Source organism: Terrabacter koreensis (assembly GCF_054783315.1).
In genome coordinates, this window is sequence record NZ_BAAGQU010000004.1 from 1,980,451 (window position 1) to 1,996,437 (window position 15,987).

Annotated in this window: 14 protein-coding genes; 4 read left to right on the forward strand and 10 right to left on the reverse strand. The window is 71.3% G+C overall.

Translation table 11 applies throughout. From position 1 onward, the window contains the following. Positions 1 to 77 precede the first annotated feature (77 nt). The gene (locus ACYVNR_RS12020; protein ID WP_461048248.1) at positions 78 to 941 is read left to right on the forward strand and encodes a LysR substrate-binding domain-containing protein; all 864 of its coding nucleotides are present in this window, start codon (positions 78 to 80) and stop codon (positions 939 to 941) included. Between the two features lie 69 nt (positions 942 to 1,010). Here ACYVNR_RS12020 and ACYVNR_RS12025 read toward each other — a convergent pair whose 3' ends face one another. Together ACYVNR_RS12025 and metH are read right to left on the reverse strand one after the other, a co-directional pair. Then, positions 1,011 to 1,718, reverse strand: coding sequence for an HAD family hydrolase (locus ACYVNR_RS12025; RefSeq protein WP_458799940.1), 708 nt, complete (start codon positions 1,716 to 1,718; stop codon positions 1,011 to 1,013). Between the two features lie 4 nt (positions 1,719 to 1,722). Further along, positions 1,723 to 5,505: a methionine synthase gene (gene metH / locus ACYVNR_RS12030; protein ID WP_461048249.1), complete on the reverse strand. Its 3,783-nt coding sequence runs from the start codon at positions 5,503 to 5,505 to the stop codon at positions 1,723 to 1,725. A 207-nt stretch (positions 5,506 to 5,712) separates the two neighbouring features. Here metH and ACYVNR_RS12035 point away from each other — a divergent pair, with 207 nt between their 5' ends. Further along, complete coding sequence (locus ACYVNR_RS12035; protein ID WP_045188126.1) at positions 5,713 to 6,567, forward strand: PAC2 family protein; 855 nt, start codon at positions 5,713 to 5,715, stop codon at positions 6,565 to 6,567. A gap of 195 nt (positions 6,568 to 6,762) precedes the next feature. On the opposite strand, the gene mshC is transcribed toward ACYVNR_RS12035, so the two are convergent. The 4 genes from mshC to ACYVNR_RS12055 form a co-directional block, all read right to left on the reverse strand. Further along, positions 6,763 to 8,019 carry a cysteine--1-D-myo-inosityl 2-amino-2-deoxy-alpha-D-glucopyranoside ligase gene (gene mshC, locus ACYVNR_RS12040; RefSeq protein ID WP_045188128.1) on the reverse strand — a complete coding sequence of 419 codons (1,257 nt, stop codon included), beginning with the start codon at positions 8,017 to 8,019 and terminating at the stop codon, positions 6,763 to 6,765. Positions 8,020 to 8,137: 118 nt separating this feature from the next. Further along, positions 8,138 to 8,947 (reverse strand): SCO1664 family protein, encoded by an 810-nt coding sequence (locus tag ACYVNR_RS12045; RefSeq protein WP_458799937.1) that lies wholly within the window; start codon positions 8,945 to 8,947, stop codon positions 8,138 to 8,140. Beyond that, a complete protein-coding gene (locus ACYVNR_RS12050; protein ID WP_045188132.1) occupies positions 8,931 to 9,476 on the reverse strand; it encodes a DUF3090 domain-containing protein in 546 nt (181 codons plus the stop codon). The genes ACYVNR_RS12045 and ACYVNR_RS12050 overlap by 17 nt, the downstream gene beginning before the upstream one ends. Positions 9,477 to 9,486: 10 nt before the next feature. After that, complete coding sequence (locus tag ACYVNR_RS12055) at positions 9,487 to 10,218, reverse strand: MSMEG_4193 family putative phosphomutase (RefSeq protein WP_461048250.1); 732 nt, start codon at positions 10,216 to 10,218, stop codon at positions 9,487 to 9,489. 98 nt (positions 10,219 to 10,316) lie between these two features. On the opposite strand from ACYVNR_RS12055, the gene corA reads away from it, so the two are divergent. Next, positions 10,317 to 11,318 carry a magnesium/cobalt transporter CorA gene (gene corA, locus ACYVNR_RS12060; RefSeq protein ID WP_045188134.1) on the forward strand — a complete coding sequence of 334 codons (1,002 nt, stop codon included), beginning with the start codon at positions 10,317 to 10,319 and terminating at the stop codon, positions 11,316 to 11,318. 67 nt (positions 11,319 to 11,385) lie between these two features. Here corA and ACYVNR_RS12065 read toward each other — a convergent pair whose 3' ends face one another. Beyond that, positions 11,386 to 12,246 carry an undecaprenyl-diphosphate phosphatase gene (locus tag ACYVNR_RS12065; RefSeq protein ID WP_045188137.1) on the reverse strand — a complete coding sequence of 287 codons (861 nt, stop codon included), beginning with the start codon at positions 12,244 to 12,246 and terminating at the stop codon, positions 11,386 to 11,388. A gap of 83 nt (positions 12,247 to 12,329) precedes the next feature. Next, positions 12,330 to 13,403 (reverse strand): LLM class F420-dependent oxidoreductase, encoded by a 1,074-nt coding sequence (locus ACYVNR_RS12070; RefSeq protein ID WP_045188139.1) that lies wholly within the window; start codon positions 13,401 to 13,403, stop codon positions 12,330 to 12,332. A 75-nt stretch (positions 13,404 to 13,478) separates the two neighbouring features. On the opposite strand from ACYVNR_RS12070, the gene ACYVNR_RS12075 reads away from it, so the two are divergent. Beyond that, positions 13,479 to 14,414 (forward strand): aldo/keto reductase, encoded by a 936-nt coding sequence (locus tag ACYVNR_RS12075; protein ID WP_045188281.1) that lies wholly within the window; start codon positions 13,479 to 13,481, stop codon positions 14,412 to 14,414. A 9-nt stretch (positions 14,415 to 14,423) separates the two neighbouring features. On the opposite strand, the gene ACYVNR_RS12080 is transcribed toward ACYVNR_RS12075, so the two are convergent. Together ACYVNR_RS12080 and ACYVNR_RS12085 are read right to left on the reverse strand one after the other, a co-directional pair. Beyond that, positions 14,424 to 14,897: a hypothetical protein gene (locus ACYVNR_RS12080; RefSeq protein ID WP_461048251.1), complete on the reverse strand. Its 474-nt coding sequence runs from the start codon at positions 14,895 to 14,897 to the stop codon at positions 14,424 to 14,426. A gap of 162 nt (positions 14,898 to 15,059) precedes the next feature. Continuing rightward, positions 15,060 to 15,857, reverse strand: a complete 798-nt coding sequence (locus tag ACYVNR_RS12085; RefSeq protein ID WP_045188141.1) for an LppX_LprAFG lipoprotein — start codon at positions 15,855 to 15,857, stop codon at positions 15,060 to 15,062. Positions 15,858 to 15,987 lie beyond the last annotated feature (130 nt).

Below are 15,987 nucleotides of genomic sequence, written 5' to 3' on the forward strand. Positions count from 1 at the left end.
GGCCAAGCCTAGGGCGTACCCGACGGGCGTCGTGACGCCGTCGGCTTCGGGCGGCGCCGGTCCTCTACGCTCGGGTGGTGCCTGCAGGAGAGGAACCCACGACCCGGCCGGGCGACGGCGCGCCCTTCCGGGTCGAGTTCGTCCCCGGCGTCACACCCGACAAGTGGCTGCGGATCTGGGGGCGGCGACTGCCGGACTCCCCCATCGAGGCCGTCCCGGTCGACGATGCCGACGCCGCCGCGCACCTCCACGCGCGCACCGCGTCGATGGCGCTGCTGCGTCTTCCCGTCGACAAGGACGGCCTGCACGTCATCCCGCTCTACGAGGAGGTCCCGGTGGTCGTGGTGGCGAAGGAGCACGTCGTCGCGGCGTTCGACGAGGTGGACGTCGCCGACCTCGCGACCGAGGTGCTGATGCAGCAGCCTGACGCAGTGCCCGAGTGGGCGGCGGCTGCGACGCCGGAGACCCGCGAGCGGTCGGCCGCGATGCCGGCCATGTCGGCGAAGCAGGCCATCTCGGTCGTGGCCAGTGGTTCCGGCATCGTCATCGTGCCGCTGTCGGTGGCTCGCGTGCACCACCGCAAGGACGTCGTGCACCGGCCCGTCGTCGGCGTGGCCCCGTCACGAGTGGGACTCGCTTGGCGGGTCGACGACGACGACCCGCGCCTCGAGGAGTTCATCGGCATCGTGCGCGGCCGCACCGAGCGAAGCACCCGCGGTCCGGCGGCCTCATCCCCAATCGGCAAGGGAGATGGGAAGGCTGGTGGAAAGGCCGCCAAGGACGGTCGGGACGGCTCCACGCGCAAGGGCGGCGGACACGACGGCGCCCGCCACCCGCGTACGCGTCAGCGCCCGGGCGGGGCGAAGGGCTCGGCCGGCGGCAACACTCGTCGAGGGCGCGGCGGCGCAGCTGGGGGACGCGGCCGGCGCAAGGGCCGCTGAGGCAGGGACGCCGGGACCGCCACGACTGCCGGGGCTGCCGGGACTGCTCAGGGTCGCCTCGGGGTCGCCTCAGTGCCCCGCCCGCGCCCCCGCCACGATCCGGGTGAGGTCGGCAGCCGAGACGCCCGCGAGCGTGTCGATGTGCACCGCTCCCTCGACCTGTGGCACCGGCACGACGTGCGGGATCGCGATGGTCGGCACCCCGGCCGCGGTGGCCGAGCGCACTCCCGCAGGGGAGTCCTCGATCGCGATGCAGTCGGCGGGGTCAGCCCCGACGAGACGTGCCGCTGCCAGGTAGGGCTCGGGGTGCGGCTTGCCGTGGCTCACCTCGTCACCGGTGACGAGGGCCTGGAAGGCGCCTTCGGGCAGCCGGCCGACCACCATGTCGGCGAGGGACCGCCACGACATGGTGACCAGCAGGCTCGGCACGCCCAGCTCGCCGAGCTCGAGCAGCAGCTCGCGCGCGCCGGGACGCCACGGGACTCGTCGCTCGACCTGCGCGATGACGCGTCCGAGCAGGGCGTCGATGATCTCCGGCACCGTCAGCGCGATGCCGGACTGGTCGATGATCAGCTGTGCCGAGACCTCGAGCGCGTTGCCCACGAGCTTGTGGGCGAACTCGTCGTTCCACACCCCGCCGTGCTCGGCGACGAGCTCGTGCTCGGCCTGGATCCAGTACGGCTCGGTGTCGACGAGCGTGCCGTCCATGTCCCACAGGACGGCGGCGGGATAGGTCGGCGCGGCGCTGTCGGCGGTCGCGGCCTGCGAGAGGGTCACCGGGTCAGTCCTCCGGGTCGTAGGCGAGGTTGGCGGACAGCCAGCGCTCGGCCTCGGCGAGCGTCCAGCCCTTGCGGTCGGCGTAGTCCTGCACCTGGTCGCGGCCGAGGCGGCCGACGACGAAGTACTGGGACTGCGGGTGCGAGAAGTACCAGCCCGACACGGACGCGCCCGGCGCCATGGCCATGCTCTCGGTGAGGGTCATGCCCGTGTTGGCCTCGACGTCGAGCAGGCTCCACAGCGTCTGCTTCTCGGTGTGCTCGGGGCACGCGGGGTAGCCGGGAGCCGGGCGGATGCCGGCGTACTGCTCCTTGATGAGCGCGACGTTGTCGAGGTGCTCGTCGGGCGCGTAGCCCCAGAACTCCTTGCGCACGCGTTCGTGCATGCGCTCGGCGAACGCCTCGGCGAGCCGGTCGGCGAGCGACTCGAGCAGGATCGCGTCGTAGTCGTCGAGGGAGGCGCGGAACTCGGCGACCTTCTCCTGGCTGCCGAGGCCGGCCGTCACGGCGAAGCCGCCGATCCAGTCGCGCCTGCCCGTGGGGGCGACGTAGTCGGCGAGCGAGCGGTTCGGCACCCCGGCACGGTGGTCGCCCTGCTGGCGCAGGTGGTGCAGCACCGCCAGCGGCTTGGTGCGCTCGTCGTCGAGGTAGACCTCGATGTCGTCGCCCGTCGAGTTCGCCGGCCAGAAGCCGATGACGCCGTTGGCACGCAGCCAGCGCTCCTCGACGATGCGGTCGAGCATGGCCTGCGCGTCGTCGTAGAGCTTGCGGGCCGCCTGGCCGCTGGCCGGGTTGTTGAGGATGTCGGGAAAGCTGCCCTTGAGCTCCCAGGCGTTGAAGAAGGGCTGCCAGTCGATGTAGCGGCGCAGCTCGCCCAGCGGGTAGTCGTGGAAGACCTTGACGTGCTGGGACGCCCGGTGCGACCGCGTGATGGACGAGACGTCGTGGTCCTGCTGCAGCAGCAGGTGCGGGTGCGGCGGGTGGTAGCCGGACCAGTCGATCTCGCTGCGCCGCTCGCGGGCCTGCTCGAGCGTCACCAGGGGGCGGTCCTGCTTCGTCGCGTGCCTGGCGCGCAACGCGTCGTAGTCGTCCTTGACCTTGGCGAGCAGCTTGGGGCGCAGCTCGTCGCTGAGCAGGGCGGCCGCGGTCGGCACCGAGCGTGACGCGTCCTTGACCCACACGACGGGGCCGTCGTAGCGCTGGTCGACCTTGACGGCCGTGTGGGCGCGCGAGGTCGTCGCCCCGCCGATGAGGAGCGGGATCGTGAGGCCCTGGCGCTGCATCTCGGCGGCGAAGCCGACCATCTCGTCGAGCGACGGGGTGATCAGGCCGGAGAGGCCGATGATGTCGGCGTCGTGCTCCTTGGCTGCGTCGAGGATCTTCTGCGCGGGCACCATCACCCCGAGGTCGATGACCTCGTAGTTGTTGCACTGGAGCACGACGCCGACGATGTTCTTGCCGATGTCGTGGACGTCGCCCTTGACCGTGGCCATGACGATGGTGCCGTTGGTGTCCTTCTGCTTCGCCAGCTCGGGGTCGTTGGCCTTCTCCTCCTCGATGAACGGGATGAGGTAGGCGACGGCCTTCTTCATGACGCGGGCGCTCTTGACGACCTGCGGGAGGAACATCTTGCCCGAGCCGAAGAGGTCGCCGACGACGTTCATGCCGTCCATGAGCGGGCCCTCGATGACCTCGATGGGCCGACCGCCCCGCTCGGCGATCTCGGCGCGCAGCAGCTCGGTGTCGTCCTGGATGTGGGCGTCGATGCCCTTCACGAGCGAGTGCGTGATGCGTTCGCCCAGAGGCAGGGCGCGCCACTCCTCTTCGCTGACCTCGGCGGCCGCGCCGGTCTTGTTGTACTCCTCGGCGATCTCGAGGAGCCGCTCGGCGGCGTCGGGACGGCGGTTGAGGATGACGTCCTCGATGCGGTCACGCAGCTCGGGGTCGACCTCGTCGTAGACGGCCAGGGCGCCCGCGTTGACGATGCCCATGTCGAGGCCCGCGGCGATCGCGTGGTAGAGGAACACGGCGTGGATGGCCTCGCGCACGGGGTTGTTGCCGCGGAAGCTGAACGAGACGTTGCTGATGCCGCCCGACACCTTGGCGCCCGGGAGGTTCTCCTTGATCCAGCGGGTGGCCTCGATGAAGTCGAGGCCGTAGGAGGCGTGCTCCTCGATGCCCGTGGCGACGGCGAAGACGTTCGGGTCGAAGATGATGTCCTCGGCCGGGAAGCCGACCTGCTCGGTGAGCAGCCGGTACGCCCGGGAGCAGATCTGCTTGCGACGCTCGAGCGAGTCGGCCTGGCCGTCCTCGTCGAAGGCCATGACGACCGCGGCGGCGCCGTACTTGCGCACGAGTCGGGCGTGCTCGAGGAAGGACTCCTCCCCCTCCTTGAGCGAGATCGAGTTGACGATCGCCTTGCCCTGCACGCACTTGAGCCCGGCCTCGATGACCTCCCACTTCGAGGAGTCGACCATGACCGGCACGCGGCTGATGTCGGGCTCGCTCGCGACGAGCTTGAGGAAGCGGTCCATCGCCGCGACCCCGTCGATCATGCCTTCGTCCATGTTGACGTCGATGACCTGCGCGCCGCTCTCGACCTGCTGGGCCGCGACGGACAGCGCGGTGTCGTAGTCGCCGTCCTTGATCAGCGTGCGGAAGCGGGCCGACCCGGTGATGTTGGTGCGCTCGCCGACGTTGACGAAGAGGCTGTCCTCGGTGATGGTGAACGGCTCGAGCCCCGACAGGCGCATGGCGGGCGGGATGGGTCCGAACTCGCGACGGGGCTTGCCGTCGACGGCCTTGGCGATGGCCGCGATGTGCTCGGGCGTCGTGCCGCAGCAGCCGCCGACGAGATTGACGAGCCCGGCCTCGGCGAACTCGCCGATGATCGCCGCCGTCTCCTCGGGCGCCTCGTCGTACTCGCCGAAGGCGTTGGGCAGGCCGGCGTTCGGGTAGCAGGAGACGAACGAGTCCGCGATGCGCGCCATCTCGGCGATGTAGGGCCGCATCTCCTTGGCGCCCAGGGCGCAGTTGAGCCCGACCGCGAGCGGCGAGACGTGTCGGATGGAGTCCCAGAACGCCTCGGTCACCTGGCCCGAGAGGGTGCGGCCGGACGCGTCGGTGATCGTGCCGGAGACCACGACCGGCCAGCGCCGGCCCTGCTCCTCGAAGAGCGTCTCGACGGCGAAGATCGCCGCCTTGGCGTTGAGGGTGTCGAAGATCGTCTCGATGAAGATGAGGTCGCTGCCGCCGTCGACGAGGCCGCGCGCGGCCTCGAGGTAGGCGGCGACGAGCTGGTCGTAGGACACGTTGCGGGCACCCGGGTCGTTGACGTCGGGCGAGATCGAGGCCGTACGCGTGGTGGGCCCGAGGGCCCCCGCGACGAAACGCGGCTGGCCGGGCGTGCGCGCGGCCATCGCGTCGGCCTCGCGGCGGGCCAACGCGGCCGACTCGAAGTTGAGCTCGTAGGCGAGCTCCTCCATGCCGTAGTCCGACAGCGAGATCGCGTTGGCGTTGAACGTGTTCGTCTCGATGATGTCGGCGCCGGCCTCGAGGTACTCGCGGTGGATGCCGGCGATGATCTCCGGGGCCGTCAGCGTGAGCAGGTCGTTGTTGCCCTGCACGTCACTCGGCCAGTCGGCGAAGCGCTCGCCGCGGTAGCCGGCCTCGTCGGGACGGTCGCGCTGGATCGCCGTACCCATGGCGCCGTCGAGGATCATGATGCGCTGCCCGAGGATCTCGCTCAGGGTCGCGGTGGCATCAGGTCGCTGCTGCGACGAGGACACGATGGCTCCTCTCTGCGGCGCGGGGTGTGCGCCGTCGGACGGGACCGCCCCGAGTCTACGGACCTCGGGCCCGGGCCCGCGCCACCGCCCGCAGTGCGGGCAGCCCCGGCGGCGCGCCCGGCGGCTCCGGCGACTCCGGCTCCGTGAGGGCGGCAGGTCCTAGGCTGAAGGGGTGGACGCGAGCGCGACCACGGTGAAGGAGATGACGTGCTGGAGTTCGAGGACGTGCCGGAGCTGACCAACCCGGTGCTCATCGCGGCCTTCGAGGGCTGGAACGACGCCGGCGAGGCCGCCACGAGCGCCGTCCGGCACCTGGCCGAGGTGTGGGACGCCGAGGTCGTTGCCGCCTTCGACCCCGAGGACTACTACGACTTCCAGGTCAACCGTCCCCGTGTCTCCATCGAGGACGGCCGGCGTCTGCTGTCGTGGCCGACGACGCGCATCCTCGTCGCCACCGAGACCGGCCTCGACCGCGACGTCGTGCTCGTGCAGGGCATCGAGCCGTCGATGCGCTGGCGGGCCTTCTGCATCGAGCTGCTCGAGCTCGCCGAGCAGCTCGGCGTCACGACCATCGTCACCGTCGGTGCGCTGCTCGCCGACGTGCCCCACACGCGACCCATCCCGGTGACCGCGACGGCCGACGACGAGGCGGCCATCCACCGCTTCGACGTCGAGGCCTCCCGCTACGAGGGCCCGACGGGCATCGTGGGCGTGCTGAGCAACACCGCGAGCGAGGCCGGCATCCCGACCGTGTCGGCCTGGGCCGCGGTGCCGCACTACGCCGGTGCAGCCCCGTCGCCGAAGGCGACCCTGAGCCTGCTGCGCCGCATCGAGTCACTGCTCGGCATCACCGTGCCGCACGGCGACCTCGAGGAGAACGCCCGCGCCTGGGAGCGCGGCGTCGACGAGCTGGCCCAGTCCGACGAGGAGGTCGCCGAGTACGTCCAGAGCCTCGAGGAGGCCCAGGACACCGCGGAGCTCCCCGAGGCCAGCGGTGACGCGATCGCGCGCGAGTTCGAGCGCTACCTCCGTGGCCGCGACGACGACCAGACCGGCCGCTGAGCCCGACCTTCCGATCGAGAGAACACTCCGTCACCCACCGAGGGTGACGGAGTGTTCTCTCGACAGGAGTTGCGAGCCCACCCCTCCGATCGAAAGAACAGTCGGTCACCAGGACGCGGTAACCAAGCGTTCTCTCGATCGGCGTTGCACGCGACAGGCACGCTCAGAGCGCCAACTGAGCGTTCTCTCGATGTGCTAGAGGCGGACGCCGAGAAGGGCGTCGAGGGCGCGACCGAGCACCCCGGGTGCACCCGGGTCGTCGCCGCCGCGTGAGAGCGCCTGGCTGGCCCACCGGTCGACGGCGTCGAGCGCGCGCGGGCTGTCGAGGTCGTCGGCCAGGGCCGCGCGGATGTCGTCGACCGTCTGGTCGGCGACGGGACCGCCGTTGCCGGACAACGCCTTCCGCCACGTGTCGAGCCGCTGCTGCGCCTCGACGAGCTGGTCGTCCTGGTAGATCCAGTCGTGCGAGTGGTGGCGGGCCAGCAGGACGAGACGGATCGCCATCGGGTCGACGCCCTCACGACGCAGCGTCGAGACAAGGACGAGGTTGCCCTTGCTCTTGCTCATCTTCTCGCCGTCGAGCCCGACCATCCCCTGGTGCACGAAGGCGCCGGCGAAGGAGGTCGACCCGCTCAGGGCACGAGCGTGGGCGGCGCTCATCTCGTGGTGCGGGAAGATCAGGTCGGTGCCGCCGCCCTGCACGTCGACGGGCACGCCGAGGTGGTCCAGGGCGATGCAGGCGCACTCGATGTGCCAGCCGGGCCGGCCGGAGCCGAGCGAGCCGCCGTCCCACTCGGGCTCGCCCTCGCGGTGGGCGCGCCACAGCAGCGCGTCGAGCCGGTTGCGCTTGCCGGCGCGGTCGGGGTCTCCCCCGCGCTCCTCGAAGACCTCGAGCATGCCGGCCTCGTCGAGGTGGCTCACCGACCCGAACCGCGGGTCCTTGGCGACGTCGAAGTAGTAGTCCAGCGCTCCGTCACGGGACGCGTCGGGCGCGGCGACGGCGTACGCCCACCCGTCCGCGACGAGCTTCTCGATCGGGCCGACGAAGGTCGGGATGCTCTCGACCGCACCGAGGTACTCGTCGGGCGGGATCACGGCGAGCGCGGTCATGTCCTCGCGGAAGAGGGCGATCTCGCGGGTGGCGAGGTCGCGCCAGTCGACGCCGTCGCGCTCGGCCCGCTCGAGCAGCGGGTCGTCGATGTCGGTGATGTTCTGGACGTAGCGGACCGTGTGGCCGCTGTCGCGGAGCACGCGGCCGAGCAGGTCGAAGGTGACGTAGGTGGCGGCGTGGCCGAGGTGCGTCGCGTCGTAGGGCGTGATGCCGCAGACGTAGAGGGTGACGTCGTCACCGGAGGCGGCGGGCACGAGCTCGCCGGATGCCGTGTCGCGGACCCGCACCTCGGGTGCACTGCCGGGGACCTGGGGGATGAACGGCATCGGCCAGCTTCTCACCCCGAGACTGTATCTCCCGGCAGCACGAGGGCCCGCCCGGGGTTCGTGGGTCGGGCAGGCACGCCTGCGCGCCTCGGCAGCCCCGTCCGGCCCGTCCGGCCTGTCCGGCCCGTCCGGCTCAGAGCGGCGGCCAGGGCACCGAGGGCCAGTCGGGGCTGGGGAACGGGTGCACACCCCGCTCCAGGAGCCGCCCGACCCGGCGCGCCAGCGCCTCGAGGTCGCCCTCGGGCAGCAGGTCGTCGAGCCGCGCCCTCGTCGCGTCGTCGTCGAGGGCCCGCAGCAGCCGGCGCAGACGGCGGGTGTCGTCCTCGGTGAACGGCTCGCCGGCCCAGCCCCAGAGGACCGTGCGCAGCTTGGGAGTCGGCGAGAAGGTGACCCCGTGGTCGATCGCCCAGAGCCGACCGTCGGCGTCGCGCAGGCAGTGCGAGCCCTTGCGATCAGAGTTGTTGAGGGCCGCGTCCAGCACGGCGAGCGAGCGCACGTCATCGGCCGCGCTGTGCACCACGGTCACGGACGCGCCGCCGGGCGTCTCGCCGTCGAGGACGGCGCGCCAGCCGTCGGGCGTGCGCCCCTCGGGCACGAGGTCGACCACGCGGTCTTCGGCCACCGGGTCGAACGGGTTGCCGATCCACAGCTGGACCGAGCCCGGGCCGAGCGGGCCGTCACGCATGACCGTCGGTGGCACGACATCCCAGCCGCCGAGCTCCGAGACGACGCAGGCCGCCACCTCCCGGCCCGCGAGCGTTCCCTCGGGGAAGTCCCAGAGCGGACGCTCGCCGCGCACCGGCTTGTAGATGACGTGCCCACCCGGCAGCGTCGAGACCGTGGCCAGCACGGCGAGGTTGGAGGAGTCGGTGATGCGGCCGACGACCTCGATCTCGCCGGTCAGGTCGACCGGCGACGGCGTCAGCTCAGCGCTTGTAGCCATTGGCCCGCGGGCAGACGTGGCCCGTGGGGTCGAGCGGGTTGCCGCAGAACGGGCACGGCGGGCGCCCGGCAGCGACGAGGGCGTTGGTGCGGCGGGCGAAGGCGCGTGCCTCGGCCGGGCCGAGGCTGACCCGGATCGAGTTGCGGGCGAGCGGCGCGACCTCGTCGTCCGTGTCGTCGTCGACCTCGTCGGGGTCGTGGTCGTGGCACTCGATGACGACCTTCTGGCGGTCCTCGTCCCAGGCGAGGGAGAGCGTCTGCACGCGCCAGTCCTCGTCGAACGGGGTCTGCAACGGCTCGGTGTCCTCGGGGGCGCCGCCAGGCTCGCCGGGCTCCACCGCGGCCACCGGGGCCAGCTGGTCGAGCACGTCGTTGATGCGGTCGGCGAGGATCGACACCTGCTGCTTCTCGACCCCGACGGTGACGATGCGCGGGCCCGCGCTCGCTTGCAGGTAGAAGGCTCTCTGGCCGGCCGGGCCGACCGTCCCGGCCACGAACCGGTCAGCGGGATCGAAGTCCTGGACCGTCATGCACTCGACCCTATCCGACGCCACCGAGCGAGCCGGCGCCCCCGCCCACGACCGCGTCGCCCTCCTCGGCGACCGGCTTCTCGGGCGGGCGGAGGCCTGCGAGGTCTCCCCCGACGTCGTTGAGCCGCAGCACGAACGGCTTGCGGCTGGTGTACCGCACGACGCTCACCGAGGCCGGGTCGACGTTGATGCGCTGGAAGTCGTCGAGGTGTGCCCCGGTGGCGTGCGACAGGATCGACTTGATGACGTCGCCGTGCGAGACGGCGACCCAGACGGCGTCCTTGCCGTGCGTCTCGAGGATGCGGGCGTCGGTCTCGCGCACGGCGCGCAGCGCCCGGTCCTGCATCTCGACCATCGACTCCGCCGGGTATGCCGCCGAGTCGGGGAAGCGTGCCTCGCTGGGCCGGTCCTGCACCACCTTCCAGAGCTCCTCACGGGCGAGCTCCGAGATGGGGCGCCCGGTCCAGGCGCCGTAGCGGCACTCGCCGAAGCCGTCGTGCACGCTGCGGGCGACATGGCGGGGCAGCGCCGCGGCGAGCAGGTCGGCGGTCTGCACGCACCGGTCGAGGGGCGAGCTGACGACCTCGGCGACGGGCAGCACCGCCGACGCGAGGCGCTGGCCGACGGCCGCCGCCTGCGCCTCGCCGGTCTCGTCGAGGAAGACGCCCGGCATCCACCCGGCGAGCACGCCGGAGGTGTTGGCGCTCGAGCGGCCGTGGCGCACGAAGAGGACGGTTGGCACGAGCGCCAGCCTAGACGCGACAGCCGGGCCGACCGGCATACGGCCGCGTCGACGTCCACCTCACCGACGCTCCCAGCGAGCCGTGGTCACATAGGGCTGTGATCGTGGACAAAGCCATCTACCGCAACGGCCGGCGGCAGGGCTGCGGCGACCTCAGCGACGAGCTCGACGTGCTGCGCCTGACCCAGGACGGCTTCCTCTGGATCGGGCTCAAGGACCCCACGGACGACGAGTTCGCCCTCGTCAACGAGGAGCTGCACCTGCACCCGCTCGCGGTCGAGGACGCCGTCAACGGCCACCAGCGCGCCAAGATCGAGAAGTACGAGTCGTCGGTCTTCGTCGTGCTGAAGACGCTGCGCTACATCGAGGCGACGAGCGACATCGAGACCGGCGAGGTGATGCTCTTCATCGGCGACCGGTTCGTCGTGACCGTGCGGCACGGCGAGGGCAACCCGCTCGCCGGCGTGCGCCAGCGTCTCGAGACCGAGCCGGAACGCCTCGGCCACGGCTCACTGACGGTGCTGCACGCCGTGATGGACTCGGTCGTCGACAACTACCTCGTCGTCGACCGCGAGGTGCGCAAGGACCTCGAGCGCATCGAGGAGCAGGTCTTCGCCTCGAACGAGGGTGGCGACGCGAACACGATCTACCGGCTCAAGCGTGAGGTGCTCGAGTTCCGCCGCGCCAGCCAGCCGCTCGCCGACACGCTCACGCAGTTCATGGAGCGCGGGCGCGGCGGCATGCTGTCGGCCGAGATCCTGCCGTTCTTCCGCGACGTCGCCGACCACCTGCGGCTCGTCAACGACCACGTCGAGTCCTACGACCGGCTGCTCACCGACGTGCTCTCGGCCCACCTGGCCAGTGTGTCGGTCAAGCAGAACGAGGACATGCGGCGCATCTCCGCGTGGGTCGCCATCGCGGCCGTGCCGACGATGATCGCCGGCATCTACGGCATGAACTTCGAGCACATGCCCGAGCTGACGGCGAGCATCCACGTCGGCGACTCGGAGTTCCAGTACGGCTACTTCCTCGTGCTGGCCGTGATGGCCGCCGCGTGCGTCGGCCTCTACCGGGCGTTCAAGCGCTCGGGCTGGCTCTAGCGACGACGCCCCCACCCGTGTGCCCGGGTGGAGGCGTCGAAGAGGTGGTCGGTGTCGCGACGGCCGGTCAGGTGGCGGAGATGACCGTCGTGGCCAGACCCACGACGAGGAGCAGACCGAGCGCCACGCGGTACCAGACGAACGGCAGCAGGCTGTTGCTCGCGACGAACTTGAGCAGCCACGCGATCGAGGCGTACGCGACGATGAAGGCGACGACGAGCCCGACGAGGACGGGTCCGGTGCCGAGCGCCTTGAGGCCGTCCTTCTCCTCGACCGCCTGGAAGAGGCCGGCCGCCGTGAGCGCGGGGATCGCGAGGAAGAAGCTGAGTCGGGTCGCGGTGACGCGGTCGATGCCGCGTGCCAGGCCCGCGGAGATGGTGGCACCGGAGCGCGAGACGCCGGGGATCAGCGAGAAGCACTGCACGAGGCCGATGACGAGACCGTCGACGGGGCGCACCGAGTGCTCGCCGCGCACGACGCCGCGGGACTCGTAGCGGGTGTGGATGCGTTCGGCGACCACCATGACGACGCTCCACAGCACGAGCGCCGCAGCGACGACCCACAGGCTCCGCAGGGCCCCGGAGATGAGGTCGCGCGCCACGAAGCCGACGATGCCGACGGGGATCGAGCCGATGATGACCGCCCAGGCCAGTCCGTAGTCGGGGTCCTTGCGGGCCTCGGCGCTGCCAAGCCCCCGGAACCACGCGACCGCGAAACGGATGATGTCGCGGAAGAAGTAGAGCAGCGTGGCCGCGATGGCGCCGAGCTGGATGACGGCGGTGTAGGCCGTCACGGCCAGGTCGTCGACCCTGAGCCCGAGCAGCTGCTCCGTGATGGTCAGGTGTCCCGTGGAGGACACGGGGAGGTACTCGGTCAGGCCTTCGACGACGCCGAGGATGACGGCGTCGAGGTAGCTGAGGTCAGCCATGGGTCAGGGAGAACCTTCTGCGCAGAGGGACAGGTCGGGCCGCCCCCAACGGGTCCGGCGGCCGCGCGGCACAATGTCGCACCCTATCCAGTGCGTTCGCTGGGAAGACCAGCGACCTCTGCGACGGCGTGGAGCGTGGCGACCGCCTGGTCGCGCGTCATCCCCCCACCGACGGCGACGGCCAGGGTCGTCACGCCGGCCCGCTCGTAGCGGCCGATGCGCTGCGCGACGCGCGCCGGAGAGCCGAGCAGGGCCGTCTCGTCGATGAACTCGAGCGGCACCGCGGCCGCGGCCTCGCGGTGCCGGCCGGCGAGGTAGAGGTCCTGGATGCGCGCCGCGGCGTCCTCGAACCCCATCCGGCACGCCAGCTGGTTGTAGAAGTTCTGCTCGCGCGAGCCCATGCCGCCGATGTAGAGGGCGCAGTAGTCGCGCACGTGGTTCGCCGCCTCCTCGACGTCGTCGACGAGCACCACCGGGGTGGTGGCGACGACGTCGAAGCCGGCCATCGGGTCGGCGCCGGTCCCGCGCCCTCCCGTACGCCGACCCTTCGCGAGCGTCGCCAGCAGGTCGGTGGCGTGCTCGGGGCTGAAGAAGATCGCCAGCCAGCCGTCGGCGATCTCGCCGGTCAGCTCGAGGTTCTTGGGCCCCACCGCCGCGAGGTAGACGGGGACGTCGGGCCGCACGGGCCGCGCCGACAGCTTGAGCGCCTTGCCCGGCCCCCCGGGCAGCGGCAGGGGGTAGTGGGGTCCCGCGTGGGTGACGGTGTCGCGGCGCAGGGCCGCCCGCACGATCTCGACGTAGTCGCGCGTGCGCCCGAGCGGGCTGCGGAAGGGCACGCCGTGCCATCCCTCACTGACCTGCGGCCCGGAGACGCCGAGCCCCAGACGGAACCGGCCTCCGGACATCGTGTCGATGGTCGCCGCCGTCATGGCCGTCATCGCCGGCGTGCGAGCGGGGATCTGCATGACCGCCGAGCCGAGGCCGACGTGCTCGGTCAGGGCGCCGATCCACGCCAGCATCGACGGGCTGTCCGAGCCGTACGCCTCCGCCACCCACACGCTGTCGTAGCCGAGCCGGTCCGCCGCCTGGGCCACGGCCACCTGGTCGGCGCCCGTCGTGCCGCGCCCCCAGTAGCCAAGGTTCACACCGATCCTCATGCTGGGCAGGCTATCGGCGTGGCGCCGGCCGTGCCGGACGGCGGGATCGCGGTGTCGCCCACTACCGTTCCGTGCATGCGCAGGCGTCTCGGCTCGTCCGGTCTCTCGGTCACCCCCCTCGCCCTCGGGACCATGCTCTGGGGCAACGCGGTCGACCGGCACGAGGCCGGTGACCACCTGCGTGCGTTCGCCGAGGCCGGGGGCAACCTCGTCGACACGGCATACGGCTACGGGGGCGGCGACGCCGAGACGATCCTCGGAGCGCTGATCGACACCGCGGTGCCGCGCGACGACCTCGTCATCTGCACCAAGGCCGGCATCTCACGCGCGCGCGGCGAGCGTCACGTCGACGTGTCGCGGCGCGGGCTCATGTCCCAGCTCGAGACCTCGCTGCGACGGCTGGGCACCGACCACGTCGACCTCTGGCTCGTGCACACGTGGTCGGACGACGTGCCACTCTCGGAGACGCTGTCGGCCCTCGAGTGGGCGGCGTCCTCCGGGCGTGCCCGCTACGTCGGCGTGTCCAACTACTCCGGCTGGCAGTCCGCGCGAGCCTTCAGCCTGCTCGAATCCGCGCGAATCCCTCTGGTGGCCAACGAGATCGAGTACTCCCTGGTGTGCCGCACCGCCGAGCACGAGGTGAGCCAGGCGGCCACCGCTCTGGGCTTCGGGCTGCTCCCCTGGTCGCCGCTGGGCCGGGGCGTGCTGACGGGCAAGTACCGCAACGGCATCCCGTCGGGGTCGCGGGCGGCGTCGGTCGACTTCCCGGGGTTCGCCGAGCGCTTCCTCGGCGAGCAGTCGGCACGGGTGGCCGAGGCCGTGGCGATGGCCGCGCGCGGACTGGGCGCGAAGCCCGGCGAGGTGGCGCTCGCGTGGGTGCGTGACCGGCCGGGTGTCGCGGCGCCGATCGTGGGGGCGCGCACCGCCGCGCAGCTGCGCTCGTCGCTCGCGAGCCTCGAGCTGGTGCTCCCGGACGAGATCGTCGAAGCTCTCGACGACGTGTCGGCCTAGGGCCGGCGCTCAGGCGCGGGCACCGGCCCCGTTGCTGACCTCGACGTCGTCGTCATCGTCGACGTCGTCCTCGTCGTCATCCTCGTCCTCGTAGTCGTCGTCTTCGAGGTCGCCGTCCAGCTCGTCGTCCAGGTCGTCGTCATCGTCGTCGTCATCGTCGTCGAGGTCGTCGTCCTCGTCGTCGTCCTCGTCGTCGTCGTCATCGTCGTCGTAGTCGTCCGAGTCGAGCCCGGCGTAGACGCGTCCCTCGGTGCCGTCCTCGTCCTCGTGGCCGTCGAAGTCGTCGCCGTAGATCGCGAGCGGCGTCGCGACCTCGGTGGCCTCGTAGAGCGCCTCGTCGTAGTCGTCGAAGGCCTCGGCGAGGTCCTGGGCGGCAGCCATCACCATGGGGTGGTCGGGGTCCCGGCTCGCGTTGGCGGCCTCGTAGTGTCGTTCCAGGGCGGCGACCAGCTGCTCGAGGGCGGAGCGGGGATCCACTGTCATGCCTCGACGGTAGTCGACCCGGAGCACGGAGGGCAGTGATTCCGAGCGGTCAAAACCACCCTCGGACCTCGCCGGGACGCAGACGGTCCCGCAGCGAGACTCGCTCGCTGCGGGACCGTCACCGGGTGTTGGGGGGCGTTCACCCCCGCTGGTGCCCGAGGGTCAGAGCGGCGCCTTGACCGTGTCGGCGGCGGCCGGGGCCTTGATGTCGACGGGCTCGCCGTACTTGCCCATCGTCATGTTGGCCTTGACGCCCATCAGGTCGAAGGTGACCTTGCGCAGCTGGTCCTTCTCGTCGAGCCACGCGGTGTAGGTGATGGTGTCGGGCAGCTTGGTCTGCTGGCTGCTCGGCAGCTGGGCCTGCATGGCCTTGGTGTCGAGCACCAGGTCGTACTTGAAGGCCTTGTCGCCGTCGACGGTGTCCTCTCCGACGTACTTGACGTCGGTGACGGCCGCGCCGAACTGGTCGTACATCTTCGTCGGGTCGGCCTGGTTGAGCGACTCGGCGAGCTGCTTGCCCATCGTCGAGCTGCTGTCGATGACGGCCCACTTGCCGGCGGCGAGGCCGGGGAAGCCCTTCATGAAGATCTTCTTGTCGACGAGGATCATGTCGAGCTTCATCGACGGGCCCATGTCCATGGACATCTTCATCGCCGGGTTGGCGGCGTCGATCTTCGTGTCACCCGTGATGGCGATCTTCTGGCCGGCGGCGTCCATGTCCATCGTGACGTGGGCGGTCGTGGCGTTCTTGCCGGCGGCCTTCATGGCGGCGACGAACGAGGCCTTGTCCTTGTAGGGCTGCCCGGCGGCGGGGGCGTCGCTGGTCGGGGCGCTCGACGACTGGCTGGCCGTCTGGCCGGTGGCCGGCGCCGGGGAGTCGCTCTTGCCGCAGGCAGCGACACCGAGGACGGCGGGAAGGACGATGACTGCTGCCGCGGTGCGGCGGATGTTCCACTTCATGTGTGTTGACCTCCTGGGCCCCTTGACGCCGGGCCCGGCCCGGCGGTTCCCCCGCGCCGTGACCGGCGTCGAGGGACGTCGGCGACCTCGGATGACCCAGCGACGGTATCGCGGCACGCTGACCGCGACA

Excerpts from the sequence above, each read along its gene's own strand:
- ACYVNR_RS12075 (WP_045188281.1), top strand. The coding sequence starts at position 13,479 with ATGCGCAGGCGTCTCGGCTCGTCCGGTCTCTCGGTCACCCCCCTCGCC.
- ACYVNR_RS12070 (WP_045188139.1), bottom strand. The coding sequence starts at position 13,403 with ATGAGGATCGGTGTGAACCTTGGCTACTGGGGGCGCGGCACGACGGGC.
- ACYVNR_RS12045 (WP_458799937.1), bottom strand. The coding sequence starts at position 8,947 with ATGGCTACAAGCGCTGAGCTGACGCCGTCGCCGGTCGACCTGACCGGC.
- ACYVNR_RS12065 (WP_045188137.1), bottom strand. The coding sequence starts at position 12,246 with ATGGCTGACCTCAGCTACCTCGACGCCGTCATCCTCGGCGTCGTCGAA.
- ACYVNR_RS12050 (WP_045188132.1), bottom strand. The coding sequence starts at position 9,476 with ATGACGGTCCAGGACTTCGATCCCGCTGACCGGTTCGTGGCCGGGACG.
- ACYVNR_RS12080 (WP_461048251.1), bottom strand. The coding sequence starts at position 14,897 with ATGACAGTGGATCCCCGCTCCGCCCTCGAGCAGCTGGTCGCCGCCCTG.
- ACYVNR_RS12085 (WP_045188141.1), bottom strand. The coding sequence starts at position 15,857 with ATGAAGTGGAACATCCGCCGCACCGCGGCAGCAGTCATCGTCCTTCCC.